Here is a 20,104-nt window from a genome sequence, read left to right as displayed (position 1 = left end):
CTGGGAACTTCATGGTTTGTCTCCGTTATGAATTGATCGATCTCAATGCGATTTGCAAGCGGCACCTGGCAGCGAGGCCACGCGGCTCATCTCTTCGGTTTCGCCCAGGATCTCGGCGCCGATGAAGGCGCGCAGCGAGAGGGTGTCCTTGTTCACGCGCACGGCGGCCTTGTAGTTCTTCTTGGTGCGCGGGTCATGCACCCAGCCGTCGCGCCAGGCTTCGTCGTCGTATTTTTTGAGCTTGGCGATCAGGAGGCCGCAGGTGTCCAGAGGCGTGCCGGCGTCCTTGTCCCACACGACCGTGGCGCACAGGGCACCCGCGGTATCGGCGCAATCCTTGAACTCGATCACGGCACCCTTGTCGCCACTGAGCCAGAGGCCTTTGGCATCGTTGGGGCTGGCGGCTTGGGCCAGGTTGCCGGTCAGACAGAAAGCGACGGCCGTGACAAGGCCGACGATGGGCAAACGCTTCATCATCAATACACTCCACAACGGTGCGGCGCGGTTTGGGCCGCGCCTTGGATTCAGGCGATCAGGCCTGTGCCGGGAACACGGGCCACATCTCGGTGATGCGGCCGTTCTCGTACACGGCGATGTCGCCAAACTGCTGCAAGACGGCCTCGCTCTGCGTGGGCCTGAGGAACACGAAATCGTCAGGAAGCAGGGCCTGCTTGCCCGAGCCCAGCAGGATCTGCTGGTTGGACGAAGGGCCGATCAAGCCACTGGGGCTCAGGCCTGCGGGTGATTCGGGACGGGCCAGCCAATGGCCGCCGTAAATGAAATGGGCCTGGCGCTGGTTGGGATCCCACCAGCCGGCTGCGGCGCTCAGTTCTTCCACGCCATCGGGTGCCACAAAAGGACCGGTCTTGAGCAGCGGTGTGGCGATGAAGGCGGCAGGCGCCAGGTCGGTCAACAAGGGCGTGTCGAAATCGGTGGGCTTGACCATGGCCGAACCCACAGCCACTTCATTGGCCGAGCCGCTGCCATCGTGCAGCTTGAAGCTGGGGGAGCCACCGGTATTGAGCGTGAGTGTTTCGCGTTCCTTCTTCAAGGGACTGGCGTGCATGAAATCGGCAAAGCGCTGGTAGGTTTGCTTCGAATGTGCGCGGGCCTTGTCGCGCAGGCCGGCCACTTCGGGGATCTTCTCGGTGTGGGCGTCATAGCCCATCAGGCCGGACCATTGCAGCAGCGGCTCTTCCTGGAGCAACTGCACCATCTGCTTCATCACATCCAGATCCGGCACGCCGCCGCGATGCAGGCCCACATCGATCTCGATGTTGACGCGCATGGTTTGCTTGAGGCCACGCGCGAGATCGCGGTATTGCTTCAAGCGATCGGGTGTGTCGATCAGCCATTGCAGTTGGCGGCTGGCGTCAAAGCCGGAGGTAGGAGGGGCCGCATAGAAGCGCGCAGCCGCTGCGGCTGGCATGGGCTTGCCCAGCAGAATCTGGCTTTGCAGGCGTTGCTGCGTGAGCAGTTGCAGATAAGGCAGGTTGAACACCATCTGGCGTGGTGTGTCGGCCAGCCTGGCGATTTCATCGAGCAAAGGCAGGCAGGGCAGCGACTTGTTGACCAGACGCAGTTGCAGTTTGCCTTGCACATGGGCTTTCACGTGGCCCGCATTGGCATGCAGGCGTTCACGGTCGATGACCATGGTGGGCGTGGCAATGCCGGCGGCTTTCAGCGCCTGGTTGAGCGTGCTGAAGTAGCTGTCGTAGGGGGCGCCTTTGTCTGTGGGGCGCAAGGTGATGGCGCCGGCTACGGCCGCGATGCCCGTGGCGCCGATGAAACCGCGTCTGCTCAGAAGAGGCATGGTGTGGGTCCTCTCTCTCAGGCTTTGACGAAGAGCTTGCGCAGGTGCGCATTGAGCATGCGGCCTTGCGGATCAAACTGTTTGCGCACGGTCTGGAAGTCGTTCCAGCGCGGGTACATGGCCGAGAGTTCGGCAAAGCCCATCTCGTGCAGCTTGCCCCAATGCGGGCGGCCCTTGTTGGCGCGGTAGATGGGGGCGCAATCCTTGATCAGGTAGTCGTAAGGCTCATCGGCCGAGGCGTGCACGGCGATGGAGCAGCTGTCGCGACCATGGAAGGGGCTCAGCCAGGCATCGTCGCCCTTGATGAAGCGGAACTCGATGGGGAAGAAAGCTTCGTTGTGCTTCTCGATGGCGCCGATGATCTGGCGCAGGCAGGCGATGCCTTGCTCGCGCGGCACATGCCATTCCGATTCATTGAACTTCATCGGACGTACTGATGACAGCAGGCGATAGGCGCGGTGGCGAGCCTCGTCGGTCATATTGGGATCGATGAACTTCTGGGCCGCCCATTGGCGCAGTTGCGGGAAGCGACCCAGCCAGTCGCGCAGGGTGCGCAGATCGGCCATCACGGCGTCGTCGCTGGGCTTGGGCAACATCAGGTCGTTGCCTGCGTAGATGTCGTGCGAGATGGCTGCGCCATAGCCCGTGAAAGGCAGGTAGTACATCTCGAAGTTGCGATGCTGCTGGGCCAGTTGGGGCGCCTGCTTGAGCAGGTCTTCAATCGGGCGCAGCCAGACCTTGCGATGCAGGTTGTAGGCAGGCAGCACGCGCATGGTGACTTGCGAGATCACGCCCAGGCTGCCCAGCGAGACGCGCGCAGCGGCCATTTGCTCGCGGTCCTTGTCTTCATGCAGCTCTACCACCTTGCCACCGGGCGTGACGATGCGCATGCCGACGATGTCGTCGTGCAGCGCAGGCAGGGCGATGCCCGTGCCGTGCGTACCGGTGGAGATGGCGCCCGCAATGGTCTGCACATCCACATCGGGCAGGTTGCGCAAGGCCAGGCCTTGGGCATCCAGCGCGCGAGACAGCACACCCAGGCGTGTGCCGGCATGGATGGTGGCCGTCATGGCCGTGCGGTCAACTGCGATCACGCCGGACATGCGATCCAGCGAAACGATGCTGCCCGAAGTAGGCACCAGCGCCGTGAACGAGTGGCCGGAGCCGAAGGCGCGCACCTCGCCTTGTGCGGATGTCATCAGCGCCTGCAGTTCGGCCTCGGTTGCGGGGGTGGGCAAGGCGGTGGGGTGTGCTTGTTGCGCGCCTGACCAGTTGTGCCATTGCAGGCCGCCTGTGGCGCCAGTGGTGCTGGCGGGCGACGCGGCCTGGGCCAGATCCAGCAAGCCGGCGTCCAGCATGAGGCCACCCAAGGTGGCAGCAGCGCCCCGCGCGATGAACTGGCGGCGCGGCAGGACGGTTTCGAAGGTGGGTTGGCTTTCGGGATGCATGGAACTCATTTGGAAGACTGGCTCATGAAGGAGATCAGGCCGCGCAGGTCGTCGTCGGAGCAATCGCTGCACAGGCCTTTGGCGGGCATGCCGTTGAAACCATCGCGGGCGTGTTGAAGCAGCACGTCGGCACCTTTGGCCAGACGAGGCGACCAGGCTGGTTCGAAGCCAACCAGTGGTGCTGCACTGCGCACGCCATGGCAGGCCTGGCATGCGCGTTCGTACTTGGCGGCCAGTTGGGTGTCGGCGGGGCGCAGGGTCTCGGCGCGCGCCACCTCCTGGTCATTGGGCTCACGAGGGGGGGAGGCATGGCAGGCCGCCAGCATCAGCGCCGGGATCCAGGCCAAGGAGAGCAATGCGTGTTTGATCGACGTCATGAAAAAGAAACGGCGCATGAAAAAAATACAGTGTTATCAGAATATGCTGTGCCCAATCAGAGAGTTATCCAGACAAACCCTGTCCATCAAGCGCCGTAAAACGCGAGGTAATACAGGCACAGGATCAGACCAGGAGAGCCGGTTCGTGGCCACCACTTCCGCCAAAGAAACACGCAAGGCACGCGAAGCAGAGCAGCGCCGCAAAGCCATCATCAAGATCGTGCGCAAGCTCATCCGCAAGGGTGGGCTGGGCGATGTGTCGCTGCGCAAGGTGGCCGAGCTGGCCGGTTACTCCACCACCGTTGTCTACTCCCTGTTTGAAGACAAGGCCATGCTGATCACGCAGGCCATGGATGAAGACCTGCTCGAGCTCACCAAGGTGATGAGCACGGCCGCCAACGAGCACAAGACGCCGCTGGACCGCATCCGCGGCATGGCCCGCGCCTACATCCACTTCGGCATCTCGCATCCGGCTGAATACGCCTTCGTGTTCATGCAGCAGCGCCCGCATGCGCCCAATGAATCGGCCCGTGTGCAACATGGCGATCCCACCGAAGATCCCTATGCCTTTGGCCGCAGCCTGTGGGCGGATCTGGCGCAAACAGGCATGGTCAGCCAGACCGATGTCGATATTGACTTGATGACCCAGATCTTCTGGGAAGGCATTCATGGTTTGACGTCGCGCCATCTGGTGATGGGCCCCGATGACACCTGGATGCCTGAGGTGCCGGGCGATCGCCATGTTGAGTTGATGATCGAGGTGCTGCTGGCTGGTTTGCTGCAGCAGTTCAAGGCGGCCTGATCTCGGCGGCGCTTTCTTGCTGACGTGTCACCCCCTGAAGGGTGAGCCGACGCCAAGCGTGGCGGATTGACCAATCAGCTTGCGTATTCCATGGTGAGGGCAACGGATATCTACAAGCTGGCGTGATCGCCAGGGCCGTTGCACCCGTCACCAATGGAGTCGCAACATGCCCATCTCTTACGCCATGCAAGCGCTGCAATTCGGCAGCAACAACCTCAAAGTCCCCGGCCACGAGGTCGACATCATTGCCGAGAACCAGCCCGCGCCGATCGCGGCCAAGCTGGCCGATCCCAACAGCGGCGTGTGGGATCTGATCTTCAGCTTTGAGTCTGGCAACTTCTTTCTGGCTAACGCCAGCGTACCGGGCATCGACAAGGCCACCATCCAGTCCTGGTACAGCAAAGAGGGCGTCAATCCGCCGGGCCCGCACGGCGTAGGCTTCATCCCCTTCGTGGTGGACCCGACCGGCCCTGACACCGGCTTTGCGCAGGCCACGCACTTCGTGGATTTCTCTCAGCCCACGCCCAACGACAGTTGGATCAACACCGACACCATCGCCACGCCCAATGTGGTCGCCACCGTGCACCAGGAGCTGCCCGAGTACGCCAAGATGAGCATCTCGACCAGCGCCACCAGCCACTCGATCATCATCACGACGACCAGCACGCACGCCGTGTTTGACCGCATCTTTGTGTACAGCGGCGGCTTCTCGCCTGTGGGCAACACGCTCACGGTGCCCAAGGCCAACAGCGCCATGGCCCTGGCCATTTTCAAGAAGGTGACGACGACGAGCAGCAAGGAAATCGGCACCATCCAGTTCCCCAAGATCCCGAAGATCGAATGGCCGCAACTGGTGGCGCAGATCGTCAACGAGATCGTGGCCAATCAGAACGGCGAACTGTACGAGCACCTCAGCCCACGCCTGCTGGCCGGCCTGGATGCGGCAACACGAAAGGCGGCTGTCGCCGCGGTAAGCCAGCACATCGACCAGCTCACCAAGATCAAGACCAGCATCGCCGGCATGGGTTGATCCGCCACAAACAAGCCTCGTTGGAGGCCTACCCTTAGGGATACGCCGTTGCCTTGATCACACCTGCTGACAGGGCCGCGGCGTAAGCTCCCTACAATGCCACTGCGCCATCCGGTTCGGTGGCTGTTGCCGTTTGTGGGGTGGTTTGCATGGGCAAGGTAGGAGAAGTCACGCTGTTGCTGGCGGCCGCTCAAGAGGGGCAGGCCGACGCGCTCAACCGTCTGTTCGATCTGCTGTACCCCGAGCTGCGCCGTATTGCGTCGGCCCGCATGCGCAAGACCGACGAACGCGTGATGCTGGACACCACTTCGCTGGTGCACGAGTGTTACCTGCGTCTGCTCAAGCTGGAAGAACTCTCGCTCAATGACCGCGCGCACTTCCTATCGTACGCCGCCAAGGTGATGCGCTCCGTGGTGGTGGACCTGGCCCGCGAGCAACAAGCCCAGCGCCGCGGTGGCGACATGGCCTTCGTGACACTGGACACGGCCGTGGCCTCCGGCATGCCCAATGGCGAAGATGAAGTGCTGCACATCCACGAAGCGCTGGAAGCCCTGGGTGCCATCGACCCACGCCTGGTCAAGGTGGTGGAGATGCGCTACTTCATCGGCCTGGACAATGCCGAAATCGCCGAAGTGCTGGCCGTGAGCACCCGCACCGTGGAGCGCGACTGGGAGCGCGCACGCAGCTTCCTGTTTTCTGCGCTCAAAGCCTGATCCCGGCACCATGAGGACTGCGCCATGAAGATCCCCATGGCCCTGTGGGCGCGGCTCATGCCCTTGCTGGACGAGGCCCTTGACCTGCAGCCTGAGCAGCGTGAAGCCTGGTTGCAGCAGCACAACCTGGACGAAGACACGGCCCAGGCCCTGCGTCAGTTGTTGGCCGAACGCCAGGAGCTGGAAGGCGGCGACTTCATGGCGGAGCTGCCCAAGCTGGCGCCTGCGAGCGCAGCATCGGCATCCGCTTCGGGTGGGGCCGAACAAGGCGATGGCGCAGGCAGCCAATCCGGCCTGTTTGCCGGCGACATGCTGGGCCCTTATCGCCTGATCAGACCCTTGGGCCAGGGTGGCATGAGCGTGGTCTGGTTGGCCGAGCGCGATGATGGCCAGATCCGCCGCCACGTGGCGCTGAAGATGCCGCACGCCGGCCCAGGCCAGGCCCTGCTGGCCGAGCGCCTGCGCCGCGAGCGCGACATCCTGGCCAGCCTGGAACACCGCCACATCGCCCGCCTCTACGACGTGGGCACCACGCCCCAGGGCCTGCCTTTCATGGCGCTGGAATACATCGAAGGGCAGCCCCTGCCCGCCTATTGCGATGCCCACCAACTCAACATCTTCGAGCGCCTGAACCTCTTCCTGCAGGTGCTCAGCGCCGTGCAGTACGCGCATACCAAACTGGTGCTGCACCGCGATCTCAAGCCCAGCAACATCCTGGTCAACGAGCAAGGCGAGGTCAAGCTGCTGGACTTCGGCATCGCCAAGCTGATCCGCGATAGCGAGACCGGCCAGATTGCGCCCTCTACCGAACTGACGCAGCACAACGGCCACGTGCTCACGCCGGATTACGCCGCGCCCGAGCAGATCGCCGGCCAGCCCCTGACCACGGCCAGCGACGTGTATGCGCTCGGCGTGATCTTGTTCGAGTTGCTCACCGGCCAGCGCCCTTACCGCCTGCCACGCGGTACACGCGGGGCACTGGAAGAAGCCATCCTCGCGACCGATCCGCGCCGCCCCAGCCAAGTCTGGCTGGACGCTGATGTGCAGACGCACCACCCCACGGCCGTCACGCTCAGCGACCTTGCCGAGCACTTCCGCATGGGGCCACGACGCCTGCACCAGTTGCTCAAAGGTGATCTGGATGTGATCGTGCTGACTGCGCTGCAAAAGCAGACGGCACGCCGCTACGCCACGGCCGAAGCCTTCGCGCAGGATATCCAGCACCACCTGGCCAAAGAGCCCATTGCGGCCCAGCCCGACAGCCGCTGGTACCGCACCCGCAAATACGTGCAACGCCATGCCTGGGCCCTGAGCGCCGTGGGCGCCGTGGTGGCTGCACTCAGCGTGGGCCTGGGTGTGGCGCTATGGCAAGCCAAAGAGGCCCGGCAGGAAGCGGCCAAGGCCAACGCCATCAAGGACTTCCTCGTCGGCTTGTTCGAAAACGGCGATGTGGAACAACCCGATGCCTTGCGCAAGCGCCAGCAAACGGTGGAGCAGTTGCTGGTCAACAGCGCGCGGGCATTGGGCACGCAGCTGAAAGACCAGCCCCAGGTGCGCGTGGAGCTGCAAGGCGTGGTTGGGGGCTTGCTGCACAACCTGGCCATCACGGATGAGGCGATTGCCTTGCGCAAGCAGCGTGTGGCGCAGCTGGAGGCCATGGGTGCGCCTGTGGCGGAGCAGGTGCAGGCCTTGCGAGAGCTGGCGGACAGCCAGGATGCGCGGGGGGATACGGCAGAGGCCCGCCAATCACTTGAAAAAGGCTTGGCAACTTGTGCATCTGCAGGCATGCAGCCAGCTACCACTTGCTTTGGGCTTCAAGTCGCGCGAGGTCAAATGTATGTTCTCGCGCGCGAGATCAATGATGCCGAGAGACTCATCGAACCGGCCTTGCGTGCGTTAAGGCAGCATGCGCCTAAGAGCGCACAAACTGCGGAAGCACTCGTTGCGATGGGAGACGTTCTGAGTCAACGCAACGACTTAGATAAGTCGTTTGCGCTATATGAGGAGGCCATGTCCATTCGTGCACAGCTGTGGGGTGAGAGCTCTGTGCGGCTAGCAAATGAACGTTACTCTTTGGGTATGAGTTTGGCGGGCGTGATGCGTTTGGAGCAGGCAGACCGCGAGCTGACGATGGCGCTTCAGACCATGTCGAATGCATTGGGGCCTGACCATATAAACGCGGCGCTAATCGAACTTCAGCTCGGGCGTTTGCGCGTGTTCGTACGATCACCAGGGGAAGGGCGGAAATTCATCTCGCATGCCAGTGATGTCATCTTGCATGCGGCTGACAGAGCGGACCCACGTTGGCTTTTCGACGCGTATTTCATTTTAGGAACAGAAGCGCTCATGGATGGCCGACTGGAGGAGGCTGGGCCATCCTTGGATAAGGCCGCGGCGTTGAGATCCCGATTAGGCGAAAGCTTGGCGGATGGTGGTGAGGTGGACCTGGTCATGGCCTGGTACCTTGACGATTCTGGGCAACATGAAAAGGCAAGGCAACGACTGAATGAGTCCAAGAACAGATTGTTGCCACGCTTTGGAAAGGATCATCCCCTCATCCATAGGTTAGATGACATGATCATGTCCAGCTATTTGCTGGAGGGGCAGATCGAGAGCGCGAAGACGTTTCTCCATCAAAGTGGCTCCAGGGCCTTTGCTGATGGGGGCGGCGACGTTGCAACTTACATCGCGCTCGGCCGATATAAGGACGCGGCGGATGCGATTGAACCAGCGTGGCAAACGATGATGCGCAAGCCTCGAAATGAGCAATATTTGTTATCGCTATACCAGCTCAATGACCAGATGGGGCGAATCAAATTGGGGCTTGGGGAGTACAAAGCCGCGCAACCGTATTTCACAACGGCCATTCGCTTGTTGCAGCATGGCTATGCGTACAACCCCTATCTGGCAATGACGCGCGCACGTTATGGTCTAACGCTGGCGCACTTGGGTGATATATCGGGAGCTCGCGCTCAACTGGAGTTGGCCGAACGTGCTTACAAAATGCAGCCCATGTTGTCTGACCATTTCAAACAGCCAACCTATGAGTTGCGCAAGCTTTTGGGAAGCGAAGTTAGGGGGTAGATGGTTCGTAACCTTTTATCTTTAATTTTGCTCTTGTACAGTGCAACCTTCTACTATCTCATCGTTGGAGTGAACATGAAATCAACTGTGGTGATGCGGGTGGCGTCGGTGGTCTTTGTTGCTGCCTTGGCGTCCACAAGTTCGTATGCAGCAGAAGCAACTGGCGCTGTTGTGAGCAATAAGGTAGCTTCCGGTGTGGCAACTGCTGCGAGTGCCGTGGTGCTAAAGCCTGGCGTCGCCACGAACAAGCCAGCGACTACAGCTGGTTCTGTTGTTGGTCGCGCAGGTGATAACCAATATCCTTCTGGAACGCCCGTGGTTCCACCTAAGCCAAAGAAAGAAGGCCTTGAAGCCGCTGGTGCCATCAAGGCCAAAGCCGCACAGCCTTGATTGGGTGATTGACGAGCCTGGTCCACCAGGTCGTCCAAGCAATCCAAACCGCCTTCGGGCGGTTTTTTCTTGCTCAGCGCTCGGTCGCGTCCACCCTCTCCTGAAACCCCCAGACCCGATAAGCCCAGAAGCCCTCATCTTCGGCAATGCGCCGCCGCAGGTCATCAGGTGCAAAGCCGGTCAGGCGCCGTGTTTGTCTGCACAGATGCGATTGATCGGCATAACCGGCCTCTTCCGCCACGTCAGACCACTTGTCCGTGCCGGTCTCCATGGCCACCAGGGTTTCGAAAAAAGCGCGCTCCAGCTTGCCCAGGCCTTTGAGTTCCCGCAAGGGCATGCCCGTCCACTGCTTGATGCGTCGCTCCATCTGCCGCAGGCTGCGGCCCAAGCCTGAGTTGGCTGCACGCACGGCCAGGTGTTGAGTCCAGTCTTCCACCAACTGGCTGCCTGGCACGCTCTCGTCAGGTCGGGCTGCGTGCCACTGGGGTTCCAGCGTGCTTTCGATAAGCTGGATGCGTGCCTGATCGTCCACCGCATCCCGCACGCGATGGCACCAGTCCATCCATTCGGGGCTGAGCACCTCTTCGGCGGCCACCACACGGTTGGCGTAGGCGCCAGGGTCCACACCGAGCAAGGCCTGTGCGGCATGCGGCATCCAGCCCAGCATGAAGCAGTACAAAGGCCCTGTGCTCCAGCTCACGTAGGGCTGCGAGAACGGGCCACTGAACAGGATGCGTGAGGGGTAAGCCTGGCGAGCGCCTGCGGCATAGCCCCGCGTGCCGCCTGGCAGCTCCAGTGATTCCCCCTCCAGGAACCAGGTGATGCCGCAATAGGGCGACGCCGGGAAGAAGTTGAAGCGCTGCGAATCAGCCAGCATCACGCCGCGGGTATCGCGTACCAGGGTGCCGCGCAGGCAATGGGCCAGCGATGGGCGAGGCAGATACAGGCGCGCTGTATCCATGCTGGGAGTGAGGTGCCGTTCAAGCGCGGGCATGGGGGTGATGAGTCGCGAAGCTTGCGGGCAGTATAGACAGCGCGCTGGCTGGATCGATGGGCGTGGCCAGAGTGCGCCACCGATGTCGATTTCGTTCAAGACAGTTGCCCATGGCCTCACTAGCATCCGCCCTCATGACCCAACATCATCTCAACGCGCCCGATGTGGCCCCTCGCCTGCCCGGTCCACCCAGCCCCTGGTTTGGTGCCGCACACATGCAGGCCATCTCCAAGGACTTCCTGGGCTACACGCGCCAGATGCACCGCGAGTACGGCGACATCGTCTTCGTGCAGATGTATTGGGAAAAGGTGTGCCTCTTGAACTCGCCTGAACTGGTGCGTGCCGTGATGGTGGACAACGCTGCCAGCCTGATTCGCCAGGAGCGTGCCATCGAGGTATTCAGCCGTGTGCACGGCCCCAGCGTGATGATGGTCGAAGGGGATGATTGGCAACGCCTGCACCGTTTGTTGATGCCGGCGTTCTCGCCCAGGCGGGTGGCCGGCTATGCGCGGCTGATGGTGGATGCCGCAGGGCCCTTGCTGGATCGCCTGGTGCCTGATGAGCCGGATGCATCTGCATTGGTCAACATGGACGAGCTGACCTCTCGCGTGACCATGGATGTGATCTGCCGCACCCTGTTCAGCGATGATCTGGGCGATACGGCCCGGGCGGTGACGGCGGCCTCGCATGCGCTCAACGAGATCGCCATGCGGGAACTGATGGTGCCCATGACCTTGCCTGACAACTGGCCGTTGCCGGGCAAGGCCGCCAAGCGCCACGCCATGCGCCTGTTTGACGAGGTGATTGACAGCCACATTGCTGCACGCCGCCAGATGCCGCCCGATCAGGCGCCACAGGACGATGTGCTGGCCATGCTGCTGGCCGCGCACGATGAAGAAGGTGGTGGCCGGCTCAGTGAGGCCGAACTGCGCGCCCAATGCAAGGTGATCTTCCTGGCGGGCTTTGACACGTCAGCCAAGGCGCTGCAATGGTGGGCGTGGCTGATGGCCGAGCATCCGCAGCAAGCGGCGCTGGCCTACGAGGAGGTGTCACGTGTGGTGGGTTCACGCGCACCGCAGGCGGAGGATGTGCCGAACTTGCCCTATCTGAGCGCCACGATCAAGGAAACGCTCAGGCTGTATCCGCCTGCAGCCGGCTTGTTGACCCGCAGGGCGATGAAGGATATTCAGGCAGGTGAATGGATGATCCCGGCACGTAGTCTGGTCATCGTGTCGCCATGGGTGCTGCACAACGATGCGCGCAGCTTCCCGCAGCCTGATGTGTTCAGGCCTGAACGCTTCATGCCGGACGCACCAGCCTTGCCGCGCAGCGCCTGGATGCCCTTCGGATTGGGGCCGCGTGTGTGCATCGGCCAGCATTTCGCCATGACGGAGATGACGCTGGTTGCCGCGATGCTGCTGCAGCGTTACGAGCTGACCAGGGAGCCGGGCCAGCCCGAACCGGTGGCGCAGCTCAATCTCACATTGAGGCCGGCGCAGACATTGAAGCTGCGCATGCGCCGGCGTTCGTCAATGGCTTAGTCAGCCGTGTCGTCTGCCTCAGGGCGTGGGTGACGGCGCGTGTCGTGCTTTTCAAGCGTGGCTGCTACAGCGCGCTTGAGCTTGACCACCGCACCTTGGATGGCCTGATGCGCATTGGGCGCGGCTTCCTTGACCACCACGGGCTCCAGGCCGGTCAGGCGGGCTTCCAGCGTGCAGTGAATGTCATCCGGATTGGGCTTGTTGTGGTGGGCTGCGTCCGTGACGTGCGCTTCCACACGGGTGACGTGATCGCCAAAGCGATGCAGCGCTTCCTTGACCACGGTTTCGAGGTGTTCGGCCATGCCTTGGCGGCCGTCAACATGGGTATCGGTTTGCAGCAGAACTTGCATGTGCTTCTCGTTATGGAAAGTGGTCAGTTCAGTGTAGACCCCAACTCGGGTGCCAGCATTTGATCTGGCTCGGGTTTCGTGCGGGCGTTGCTTGCCTGCCAATGGCGCCAGAATCTGGCTTTGCAGATGCCCTTGCGGGTTTTTCCGGCCCATCGTTCATGGGTTTGGACACGATTCCTTACCACCGTGTCACGGTCGGCTCCGCACAATCTGGCCTTCGGTGTATGGGAGCTGCTGAACGCGGGATCCCTTTTATCGGCACTCAGCAGTAAGGGCTCCTATGCGCGGTATTCAGCCTTCCGGATTGGTGATGGTCCTGGCCTTGGCTGGCCTGTCGGTTTTAGCGCCGACTCAAGCCCAGACGTCAACAGCTCTCAGGATCGAGCCCAAGGCGCTGAACACGGTGCCACCGCAGTGGCAGACCGACCGCATCATCGTCAGGTACAAGGACGCCGATCCCGCGTCTGCGCCCACCGCCACGCAACTGGATCGCGCTCGAGTGGCGGGGAACCGTCAAGGCGTTCAGCTCAGTCACGTTCGTCGTACAGGCCTTGGTGCCGATGTGCTCCGCCTCAGTCAGTTTCTGCCGATTGACCGCGTGCGGGTGCTGGCCAGGGAGTTGCAGAACGGCGATGCAGGCATCGACTACGCCGAGCCGGATCGCCTGCTTTACCCGACGATGACGCCGACCGACACCTATTTCAGCTCTCAATGGGATCTGTTTGATCCGGTGGGCGGGATCAATGCGCCAACGGCATGGGACAAATCCACTGGTGCTGGTGTGGTGGTGGCCGTGGTCGATACCGGTGTCAGGCCGCATGCCGATCTGGCAGCCAATCTTTTGAGCGGTTATGACTTCATTGTCGATACCAAGGTTTCGAATGACGGCAATGGGCGCGACAGCGATGCCAGTGATCCGGGCGATGGTGTGGTGGCCGGCTTTTGTGCAAGCGGCTCTGCGGCCCAAAACAGCACCTGGCATGGCACGCATGTGGCCGGCACGATTGCTGCGGTAGCCAATAATGGCGCAGGTATCGCGGGCATTGCTTATGGCGCGAAGATCCTGCCTGTGCGTGCCGTGGGGCGTTGCGGTGGCTATACCTCAGATGTGGTCGATGGCATGGTGTGGGCGGCGGGCGGCTCGGTCAGCCGGGTACCTGCCAATGCCAAGCCAGCCAAGGTGATCAACATCTCACTGGGAGGCGTGGGCGCATGCGACAGCACCATGCAAAACGCCATCAATGCCGTGCGTGGGCGTGGTGCGGTGGTTGTGGTGGCGGCAGGCAACGAAAACACGGATGCGGCTCAATCAAGCCCGGCCAGTTGCACAGGTGTGATCACGGTCGCGGCGATTGGTCGCAATGGTGCTAAGGCATCCTATTCGAACTATGGTTCGGTGGTGTCGATTGCCGCGCCAGGTGGTGATGGCGGTGACGGTATCTTGTCGACAGTGGATACCGGGCTGACCTCACCCGTATCGGATGGGTATGCCAGCTACATGGGTACCTCGATGGCCACGCCGCATATCAGTGGTGTAGCCGCCTTGATGCTGTCGAAGAACCCAAGCTTGACGCCTGATGAGCTGGCTGCCAGGTTGAAAGCCAGTGCTCGGCCCTTCCCGGTTACGTGTTCGTCGTGTGGCGCGGGTATCGTGGATGCGGCGTCGGCTGTAGGGTTTGCCGCTGGGGTGCCAGTCATCGCGGAGGTGGAACCCAACAACGGCTTGTCCACCGCTCAGGCCATCACCAACTTGCCGATACAGATCATCGGCGCAGCGAACGGTTCCCCCGACGCAGATCTGTTCAAGGTGACTGTGCCTGCAGGCAAGACCCTGACTGCCACGATGACGCCAGGCAGCACATCCAACTTTGATCTTTATCTGTACAACGCCAGTGTGAGCTTGTTGGCTTCAAGCAAGAACGGCGTTGGCCTTGTTGACATGGTGAGTGCCACGAACAGTTCGGGCAGCGACACCATCATGTACGTACGGGTGTTGTACACGGGGGGCGCGAACGCCACCTATTCGCTGTTGCTCAAGTAAAGCACGTTCGGTTGGCGATACCTTATTGGCGCTTGCTGGAACTGTGGCTTTCCCCCTGAAAGTAGACATGGTCCAGCTTGTCGTCCCAGGCGAAACTCATGATGCGTGACACGCGTCCGTTGTCAAAGCGCAGTTCCAGCGTGTAGCCGTCAAAACGGTAGTTGCCTCGGTTGTCCGCCCCGTCATCCTTGCCACCTTTGCTGTAAGCGCCTACGCTGCCGCCATCTGCGCCCTGGAAGTTGCTGCCCGATGCTGAGCGGGTGCCTTTGCTGTCGCTGATGGACGAGGCGCTGCTGTTGAAGCCATTGAGGTTTTGCAGCATGCCGGTGGTGGACAGGCTGCTGCCGACAGTCTCAAAGCGACCGTCCGGCTTGAAGCTCACCGAGTTCATCGTGGATGTGCCACCCACCACCATCGAGCCATAGAAATGACGTGTGGAGAAGCTGTCATTCAAGGTCTCTTGCGGGCGCCATGGCCGCACGGAGATGCCGCCGATGGGCGTCCACTCCTTGGCAAAACGCCCTCGGTCATCCTGCTTGAGAACGCGGTACTTGTCTTTGCCTGTCGCTTCCCAGCGAACCCAGTATTGCGGTTCCAGCTTGCGTGAGGCTTGCACATCCAGGTCTGCAGGAGGCACATCGGTGCGGGTGTAGGCCATGCCATCCTTCATCAGGATGTAGATGTCTTCCACAAACTCCAGGCCGGAGCCGAAGCCCAACTGGTTGTAGCCGTGATCCAGCACGGCCACGATGTCGCGGGCTTGCAGGCCTTTGTTGGGCGCGGTGCGAATGCGCGAGGGATCGACCTGCTTGCGATACAGGCCGATGTCACTGGGCAAGGTGGACGCTTGCAGGCCGGAGGGATCCTGAACCAGTTCCGTGTCTCTGAACCGGAGATTGTTGTTGGGGGTTTCGTCCAAGGTGCCGCCCATCACCACCTCCTTGCCCAGCATGTGGCCGAGGTCGATGCCGGCCCAGGCGGTATTGCGGGCCGCGAAGGTGCCATCGTCGGACGTGAGGTAGTAGCTGCCGCTTTGCCATTTGGCCACGGTGCCTTTGACGTAGATGCGGCCCATCGCCACGGCGCGTTGTCGAGCCGCCCCGCCGTCCGTCTTGTTGCCCCACCATTGTTTGTTCAAGGCTTCCAGTTGCGCGACGCTGTAGACCGTGCCTTCCGGGCGAGCGGGTTGTTTGGGCTTGCGCGGGGTGTCCTCATCGTCGTTGCGCTGTTTGCCGGCCTGTGTGCTGGGAACCGCATCGCGCAAGGAAGCCACATCGCCATTGGCTTGGTAGGCCAGTGGGTACTTCTGGCGCATGTCCATGCTCTCGCCTTGCCAGGATTGAGCGAAGGCCTGGCAGGCTTGGGAAGGCGAGCCCATTTTGCGGAGCTGTTCAACGACGCCTTCTGTTTTGGCCTTCAGCGATTGCAAGGAGGCTTCGGGCAGCGCGCTTTCAAACTGCCGGTTGACCTTGTCGGCTTGAACGCGTTGCCGCCAGCTTTGATGGGCACGCTGGACCTGTGCCAGCTCGGGGATGGCCTGATCGGCGCAGTACTTCACCACGCGCTCTGACAGGGCGACGTGGGAGTAGACGCCTGCGAGGGCTTCCAGGGTGCCGCCCTCAGCATGGGCGGGCGTGGCGTTCAGCATCTGAATGCTGGCCAGGGTCAAGACGGCCAGCGCCGTGCGTGCTCGCGGTGAGCGAGTGGTTTGGGTCATATCGGGATCCTCCTGTTTGATGAGACCAGCAGCTACGTTGGCTGTTGGTTGTCGCGGTGGTGAGATTCAGTGCGAGGGCTTGCGCTTGACCTGGGCTCCTCTGACTTCAAAGTGAACGGTCTCCATGACCTTGTTGGCGGCATCGACCAGCTCCAGCACATGAGGGCCGGGCCACATCGCCCATTGCATGTGGGTGGCGGGGCCCAGGCGTTTGCCATCCAGCCGCCATGACCATTTGGGCGAGACGCCGGATACCAATGAGAAGCTGATCTTCTGAGCCCTGATCGGGATGTCTGGATCCAGCGCGAAGATGGTGCGATCAGCCGGCGCGAGGATCATGCTGCGCGAGGCGCCCATCTGGCTGGCCAGGTGGATGTCGCTTTGCTCGGTGCCTGCCATGAACCATTCGCTGCGAGGCGGCTCCAGCTGGCGTTCGAAACGCACCGCCTGTTGCAGCAGACCAGCCGGCGGCGCTGACGGTACATGGGCCAGTTGATCAGGATGGCGCTTGTGCAGTTCGTCCATCACGGCGCGCCAGACCGGGGCGGCACCCGTGGTGCCGGAGACATCCCACATGGGATCCCCATTCGCGTTGCCCACCCACACGCCTACCGTGAAGCGCTTGGAAAAGCCGACGCACCAGTTGTCGCGCATGTCCTTGCTGGTGCCCGTTTTCACAGCGGCCCAGTAACGGGCAGCCAGTGCGTTGCTCAGGCCGAAGGTGGGCACGCGGGCTTCGCGGTCAGAGAGGATGTCGGCCACGATGTAGGTGGCTGCGGGGTTCATGAGCGCAGCGCTTGGCGACGTGGCGGCTGTGGTGCGCGGAGCCGCGTTCTGGTCAACCGTTTGCGCACGCCAGGGCGCATACACCCCGCCATTGGCCAATGCACGGTAAGCATTGCTGAGCGAGGCCAGCGTGACTTCGGCGGAGCCCAGCGCCAGGCTGTAGCCGTAGAAATCGCCGTTGTGCTTGAGCGGCAGGCCCAGCGCGGTGAGCCGTTGCGCAAAACGCTCTGGTGTGACCATCACGAGCGTGCGCACCGCAGGTACGTTCAAGGATGAGCCCAAGGCCGTGCGCAAAGACACTGGCCCTTTGAACGCGTGATCGTAGTTTTGCGGGATGTACAAGCCGCTGCTGGTGCTCAAGCCAACGGGTGAATCGTCCAGGATGGAGGCCGCCGTCAGCCAGCGTTGCTCGATCGCGATCTCGTACAGAAAGGGCTTGAGCGTGGAGCCTGCTTGTCGTGGCGCCATCACGCCGTCCACATCGGCGGCTTGCGATAGCTCCCCGCTGGATCCGACCCAGGCCAGCACCTCGCCAGTGGCGTTGTCCAGCACGATCACGGCGCCGTCTTCGACATGGCGATCACGCAGCTCGCGCAGGTGCTGGCGCAAGGTGTCGCGGGCGAAGCGTTGCAAGCGGGCGTCCAGTGTGGTGGTGATGCTGGCAGGGTGTGGCGTGGTGGGGGGCCAGGCAGCGAGCAGGCGCTGGCCCAGATGGGGGGCCAGTTGATCGTCGGCATTGAGCCGTTCGTTGCGCTTGCTGGCCAATACCTGTGCCGTGTAGGTGGCCAGGGTCTTGCAATCGGGCTTGAGGTTTTGCTCCTGCAAGACGCTGCAAGCGCGGTCGGCCACACGGGCAGCCGGGGCATTGGGTGAGCGGATCAAGGCAGCGGCGATGGCGGCTTCTTCGGCATCCAGCCCGCTGGGGTATTTGTGGAACAGTCGCGCCGACAAGGCCGAGATGCCCACCACTTCACCGCGAAAGCCCACGAGGTTGAGGTAGGCCTCCAGGATCTGGTCCTTGCGCCAGTTGTGTTCCAGCCGCCAGGCGGTCGAGGCCTGCCCGATCTTGGCCACCACGGAACGGCTTTGCTGGCCTCCTTGCGGCATGGCCAGATCCTGATCGAGCAAGCCGGCCAGCTGCATCGTCACGGTGGAGGCACCACGCGTGCGGCTGTTCCACAGATTGCCCCAGGCGGCCGCGCCCACGGCTTGCCAGTCCACGCCGGTGTGTTCGTAAAAGCGTTTGTCTTCCGACAGCAGCAAGGCCGTGCGCAAGGCAGGCGACACCTGCGGCAGCGTGGCCCAGTCACCGCGCAAGGCCGTCTTGTCGGTGCGGATGGCTTGCAGGGGCTGGCCCTGTCGGTCCAGCAGCATGGTGTCGGAGGACCGGTAGGCCGTCTTGACTTGATCGAAGCTGGGCAGAGCTTGGGTGGCCGTGCAGGTGCCCATCAGCGCCAAGGTGACGCTGATGGGCATGAGCCTGTTGACGCTCAAGAAGCCCAAGACACGCATCAGGCTCAAGGCTTGACCACCACCGCCGCGTTGGGCGATTCGCCGAACATCTCGGGCGCGTACATCGCTTCCATCCGCGTTTGCGGCAGGCCGAACTGCCCGGGGTTGTTCAGGCGCACCGTGTATTCGATGTTGAACGAGCCCTTGGGCAGGTAGCGGTAGTACACGCGGTAGGCCTCGAAGCTGCGCTCCTTGTAGGCCAGCCAGCCGCGGTCGTCTTCCTTCTCGGAGTTGGTGTCCATCTGGCTGTCGCGGCCCAGGCCGCTGCCCAGGATGGTGGCGCCACCGGGCACCGGATCGTTGAGCACCACCCAGGTGGCATCGGCCTGCACATCGATGTCCAGATGCACGCGCAGCACATCGCCGCGGCTGTATTGGCCTTTCACCTTCTGCTCGATCGGTGTGATGGTCTTGCTGATGCGGTAGCCGGAGCCGAAGGGCGTGACCACGGGCACGGCGGCCTTGCTGGTGAAAGTGACCCAGGGCTTGCCTGTGCCTTCATGCGTGACCTTCACGGCGGTCGAGGCCTTGTTGCCGCCCACGGCGAAGCCGGCGGGCCAGCCCAGTGCCAGCGTGCCGCCCGTGCTTTGCGCTGACCAGTTCAGCGACTGCGCATTGCCGCCAGGCTCGAAGCCCACACGCGAGGTGCCGCTGACCGGGTCTTTTTCGAACTTGCGTGAGAAGGCCTCGATGGCCACGGTGCCCCAGGCATTGGCCACGGTGGTGGACCAGCGCCCGAACTGCTGGCGTTGCAGCGTGCCGGTCACCAGGCGGGGCATGTCGGTCGTCCACGTGGGTTTGTCCAGCGCGCCCAGGATCATGCGCACGCTGTTGACGTCGCCATTGCTCATCAACCACCACCAACTGTCGTCGCGCTCGGTCGAGAAGCCCAGGCGGGTACCCTGCACATTCAGGCGTGCACGCAGGATCTGATCAGCCTCGTTGATGCGCTTGTCGCGATCGGGGATGTCCTTCACGCGATCGAGCACCATCAGCCAGTCGATCACGGCGCCGGTGGGCCACTGGTTGGGCAGGATCTGGATCGAACCCAGCATGCGGGGCTGCATGCGGCCAGTGCGGCTGAGGGCTTCCAGCGCGGCCAGCTTGCGCACATCCAGATCGCCGTTCTTGAGGAAGGCGGGCATCCAGAAATCGCGCTTGGTGCGGCCTTCGACAAAGGCGATCAGGCCGCGCTCCATCTTGTCGCGTGTGTCTGGCGGGATGTGGAAGTCGTAGCCCAGTTTGCTGGCCTCATCGGTGATGGACAGCAGATAAGCCGTGAGCGAATCGCTGCCTGTGTTGTGCCAACTCGCATCAGGTGGGAAGTAGTTGGCCAGGCCGTCTTCATCCAGGTACAGCGGGATCTGGCTGGCGATCGATTGCCAGTAGCCCGTGTCACGCAGGCCGATGGCCACCGAGGTACGTTGCTCCAGGCAAGTCCACGGGTAGCGGCTGAAGTAGTCGCGCACACCGGGCAGGCCATCGGCCAGCTTGGGCTTGAAGCCC

The 20,104-nt window shown here is 62.3% G+C and carries 15 protein-coding genes and 1 pseudogene; 7 read left to right on the top strand and 9 right to left on the bottom strand.

Translation table 11 applies throughout. The features are described from left to right. Positions 1–42 precede the first annotated feature (42 nt). The 4 genes from EPO09_RS20630 to EPO09_RS20615 are packed head-to-tail and all read right to left on the bottom strand — an operon-like array spanning position 43 to position 3,638. Positions 43–477 (bottom strand): DUF2147 domain-containing protein, encoded by a 435-nt coding sequence (locus tag EPO09_RS20630; RefSeq protein WP_290646202.1) that lies wholly within the window; start codon positions 475–477, stop codon positions 43–45. A gap of 55 nt (positions 478–532) precedes the next feature. Further along, entirely contained in the window at positions 533–1,813 is a 1,281-nt protein-coding gene (locus EPO09_RS20625) for an alanine racemase (protein ID WP_290646201.1), read from the bottom strand. A gap of 17 nt (positions 1,814–1,830) precedes the next feature. Then, a complete protein-coding gene (locus EPO09_RS20620) occupies positions 1,831–3,261 on the bottom strand; it encodes a D-arabinono-1,4-lactone oxidase (protein WP_290646199.1) in 1,431 nt (476 codons plus the stop codon). A 5-nt stretch (positions 3,262–3,266) separates the two neighbouring features. After that, complete coding sequence (locus EPO09_RS20615; protein WP_290646197.1) at positions 3,267–3,638, bottom strand: c-type cytochrome; 372 nt, start codon at positions 3,636–3,638, stop codon at positions 3,267–3,269. A gap of 145 nt (positions 3,639–3,783) precedes the next feature. On the opposite strand from EPO09_RS20615, the gene EPO09_RS20610 reads away from it, so the two are divergent. The 5 genes from EPO09_RS20610 (at position 3,784) to EPO09_RS20590 (ending at position 9,657) form a co-directional block, all read left to right on the top strand. After that, entirely contained in the window at positions 3,784–4,440 is a 657-nt protein-coding gene (locus tag EPO09_RS20610; RefSeq protein WP_290646195.1) for a WHG domain-containing protein, read from the top strand. A gap of 166 nt (positions 4,441–4,606) precedes the next feature. Continuing rightward, complete coding sequence (locus EPO09_RS20605; protein WP_290646193.1) at positions 4,607–5,470, top strand: hypothetical protein; 864 nt, start codon at positions 4,607–4,609, stop codon at positions 5,468–5,470. Between the two features lie 149 nt (positions 5,471–5,619). Continuing rightward, the gene (locus EPO09_RS20600; protein ID WP_290646191.1) at positions 5,620–6,183 is read left to right on the top strand and encodes an ECF-type sigma factor; all 564 of its coding nucleotides are present in this window, start codon (positions 5,620–5,622) and stop codon (positions 6,181–6,183) included. A gap of 24 nt (positions 6,184–6,207) precedes the next feature. Next, positions 6,208–9,267, top strand: coding sequence for a serine/threonine-protein kinase (locus tag EPO09_RS20595; protein ID WP_290646189.1), 3,060 nt, complete (start codon positions 6,208–6,210; stop codon positions 9,265–9,267). After that, positions 9,268–9,657, top strand: coding sequence for a hypothetical protein (locus EPO09_RS20590; RefSeq protein WP_290646187.1), 390 nt, complete (start codon positions 9,268–9,270; stop codon positions 9,655–9,657). It abuts the gene before it with no gap. A gap of 73 nt (positions 9,658–9,730) precedes the next feature. On the opposite strand, the gene EPO09_RS20585 is transcribed toward EPO09_RS20590, so the two are convergent. After that, on the bottom strand, positions 9,731–10,618 hold the full coding sequence (locus EPO09_RS20585) for an AraC family transcriptional regulator (RefSeq protein ID WP_290646185.1): 888 nt from the start codon (positions 10,616–10,618) through the stop codon (positions 9,731–9,733). 167 nt (positions 10,619–10,785) lie between these two features. Here EPO09_RS20585 and EPO09_RS20580 point away from each other — a divergent pair, with 167 nt between their 5' ends. Beyond that, a complete protein-coding gene (locus EPO09_RS20580; protein ID WP_290646183.1) occupies positions 10,786–12,192 on the top strand; it encodes a cytochrome P450 in 1,407 nt (468 codons plus the stop codon). On the opposite strand, the gene EPO09_RS20575 is transcribed toward EPO09_RS20580, so the two are convergent. Further along, the gene (locus EPO09_RS20575) at positions 12,189–12,542 is read right to left on the bottom strand and encodes an HPF/RaiA family ribosome-associated protein (RefSeq protein WP_290646181.1); all 354 of its coding nucleotides are present in this window, start codon (positions 12,540–12,542) and stop codon (positions 12,189–12,191) included. The genes EPO09_RS20580 and EPO09_RS20575 overlap by 4 nt on opposite strands. 280 nt (positions 12,543–12,822) lie before the next feature. On the opposite strand from EPO09_RS20575, the gene EPO09_RS20570 reads away from it, so the two are divergent. Further along, a complete protein-coding gene (locus EPO09_RS20570; protein ID WP_290646179.1) occupies positions 12,823–14,583 on the top strand; it encodes a S8 family peptidase in 1,761 nt (586 codons plus the stop codon). Between the two features lie 22 nt (positions 14,584–14,605). Here EPO09_RS20570 and EPO09_RS20565 read toward each other — a convergent pair whose 3' ends face one another. The 3 genes and pseudogenes from EPO09_RS20565 to EPO09_RS20555 all read right to left on the bottom strand — a co-directional run. Further along, positions 14,606–16,300, bottom strand: a complete 1,695-nt coding sequence (locus EPO09_RS20565; RefSeq protein ID WP_290646177.1) for a hypothetical protein — start codon at positions 16,298–16,300, stop codon at positions 14,606–14,608. Between the two features lie 66 nt (positions 16,301–16,366). After that, positions 16,367–18,562, bottom strand: a complete 2,196-nt coding sequence (pbpC, locus tag EPO09_RS20560) for a penicillin-binding protein 1C (RefSeq protein ID WP_290646175.1) — start codon at positions 18,560–18,562, stop codon at positions 16,367–16,369. Positions 18,563–18,603: 41 nt separating this feature from the next. After that, positions 18,604–20,104, bottom strand: a pseudogene (locus EPO09_RS20555) (alpha-2-macroglobulin); the annotation flags it as partial.

Origin of the sequence: Aquabacterium sp. (genome assembly GCF_004297345.1) — a bacterium.
In the GTDB taxonomy this organism is placed as follows: Bacteria; Pseudomonadota; Gammaproteobacteria; order Burkholderiales; family Burkholderiaceae_C; genus Aquabacterium.
This window is presented reverse-complemented; position numbering and strand designations above follow the sequence as displayed.

What these genes read in the sequence shown, in the direction of transcription:
- EPO09_RS20630 (WP_290646202.1), bottom strand. Translation starts at nt 477, where the DNA reads ATGATGAAGCGTTTGCCCATCGTCGGCCTTGTCACGGCCGTCGCTTTC.
- EPO09_RS20625 (WP_290646201.1), bottom strand. Translation starts at nt 1,813, where the DNA reads ATGCCTCTTCTGAGCAGACGCGGTTTCATCGGCGCCACGGGCATCGCG.
- EPO09_RS20620 (WP_290646199.1), bottom strand. Translation starts at nt 3,261, where the DNA reads ATGCATCCCGAAAGCCAACCCACCTTCGAAACCGTCCTGCCGCGCCGC.
- EPO09_RS20615 (WP_290646197.1), bottom strand. Translation starts at nt 3,638, where the DNA reads ATGACGTCGATCAAACACGCATTGCTCTCCTTGGCCTGGATCCCGGCG.
- EPO09_RS20605 (WP_290646193.1), top strand. Translation starts at nt 4,607, where the DNA reads ATGCCCATCTCTTACGCCATGCAAGCGCTGCAATTCGGCAGCAACAAC.
- EPO09_RS20600 (WP_290646191.1), top strand. Translation starts at nt 5,620, where the DNA reads ATGGGCAAGGTAGGAGAAGTCACGCTGTTGCTGGCGGCCGCTCAAGAG.
- EPO09_RS20595 (WP_290646189.1), top strand. Translation starts at nt 6,208, where the DNA reads ATGAAGATCCCCATGGCCCTGTGGGCGCGGCTCATGCCCTTGCTGGAC.
- EPO09_RS20590 (WP_290646187.1), top strand. Translation starts at nt 9,268, where the DNA reads ATGGTTCGTAACCTTTTATCTTTAATTTTGCTCTTGTACAGTGCAACC.
- EPO09_RS20585 (WP_290646185.1), bottom strand. Translation starts at nt 10,618, where the DNA reads ATGGATACAGCGCGCCTGTATCTGCCTCGCCCATCGCTGGCCCATTGC.
- EPO09_RS20580 (WP_290646183.1), top strand. Translation starts at nt 10,786, where the DNA reads ATGACCCAACATCATCTCAACGCGCCCGATGTGGCCCCTCGCCTGCCC.
- EPO09_RS20575 (WP_290646181.1), bottom strand. Translation starts at nt 12,542, where the DNA reads ATGCAAGTTCTGCTGCAAACCGATACCCATGTTGACGGCCGCCAAGGC.
- EPO09_RS20570 (WP_290646179.1), top strand. Translation starts at nt 12,823, where the DNA reads ATGCGCGGTATTCAGCCTTCCGGATTGGTGATGGTCCTGGCCTTGGCT.
- EPO09_RS20565 (WP_290646177.1), bottom strand. Translation starts at nt 16,300, where the DNA reads ATGACCCAAACCACTCGCTCACCGCGAGCACGCACGGCGCTGGCCGTC.
- pbpC (WP_290646175.1), bottom strand. Translation starts at nt 18,562, where the DNA reads ATGCCCATCAGCGTCACCTTGGCGCTGATGGGCACCTGCACGGCCACC.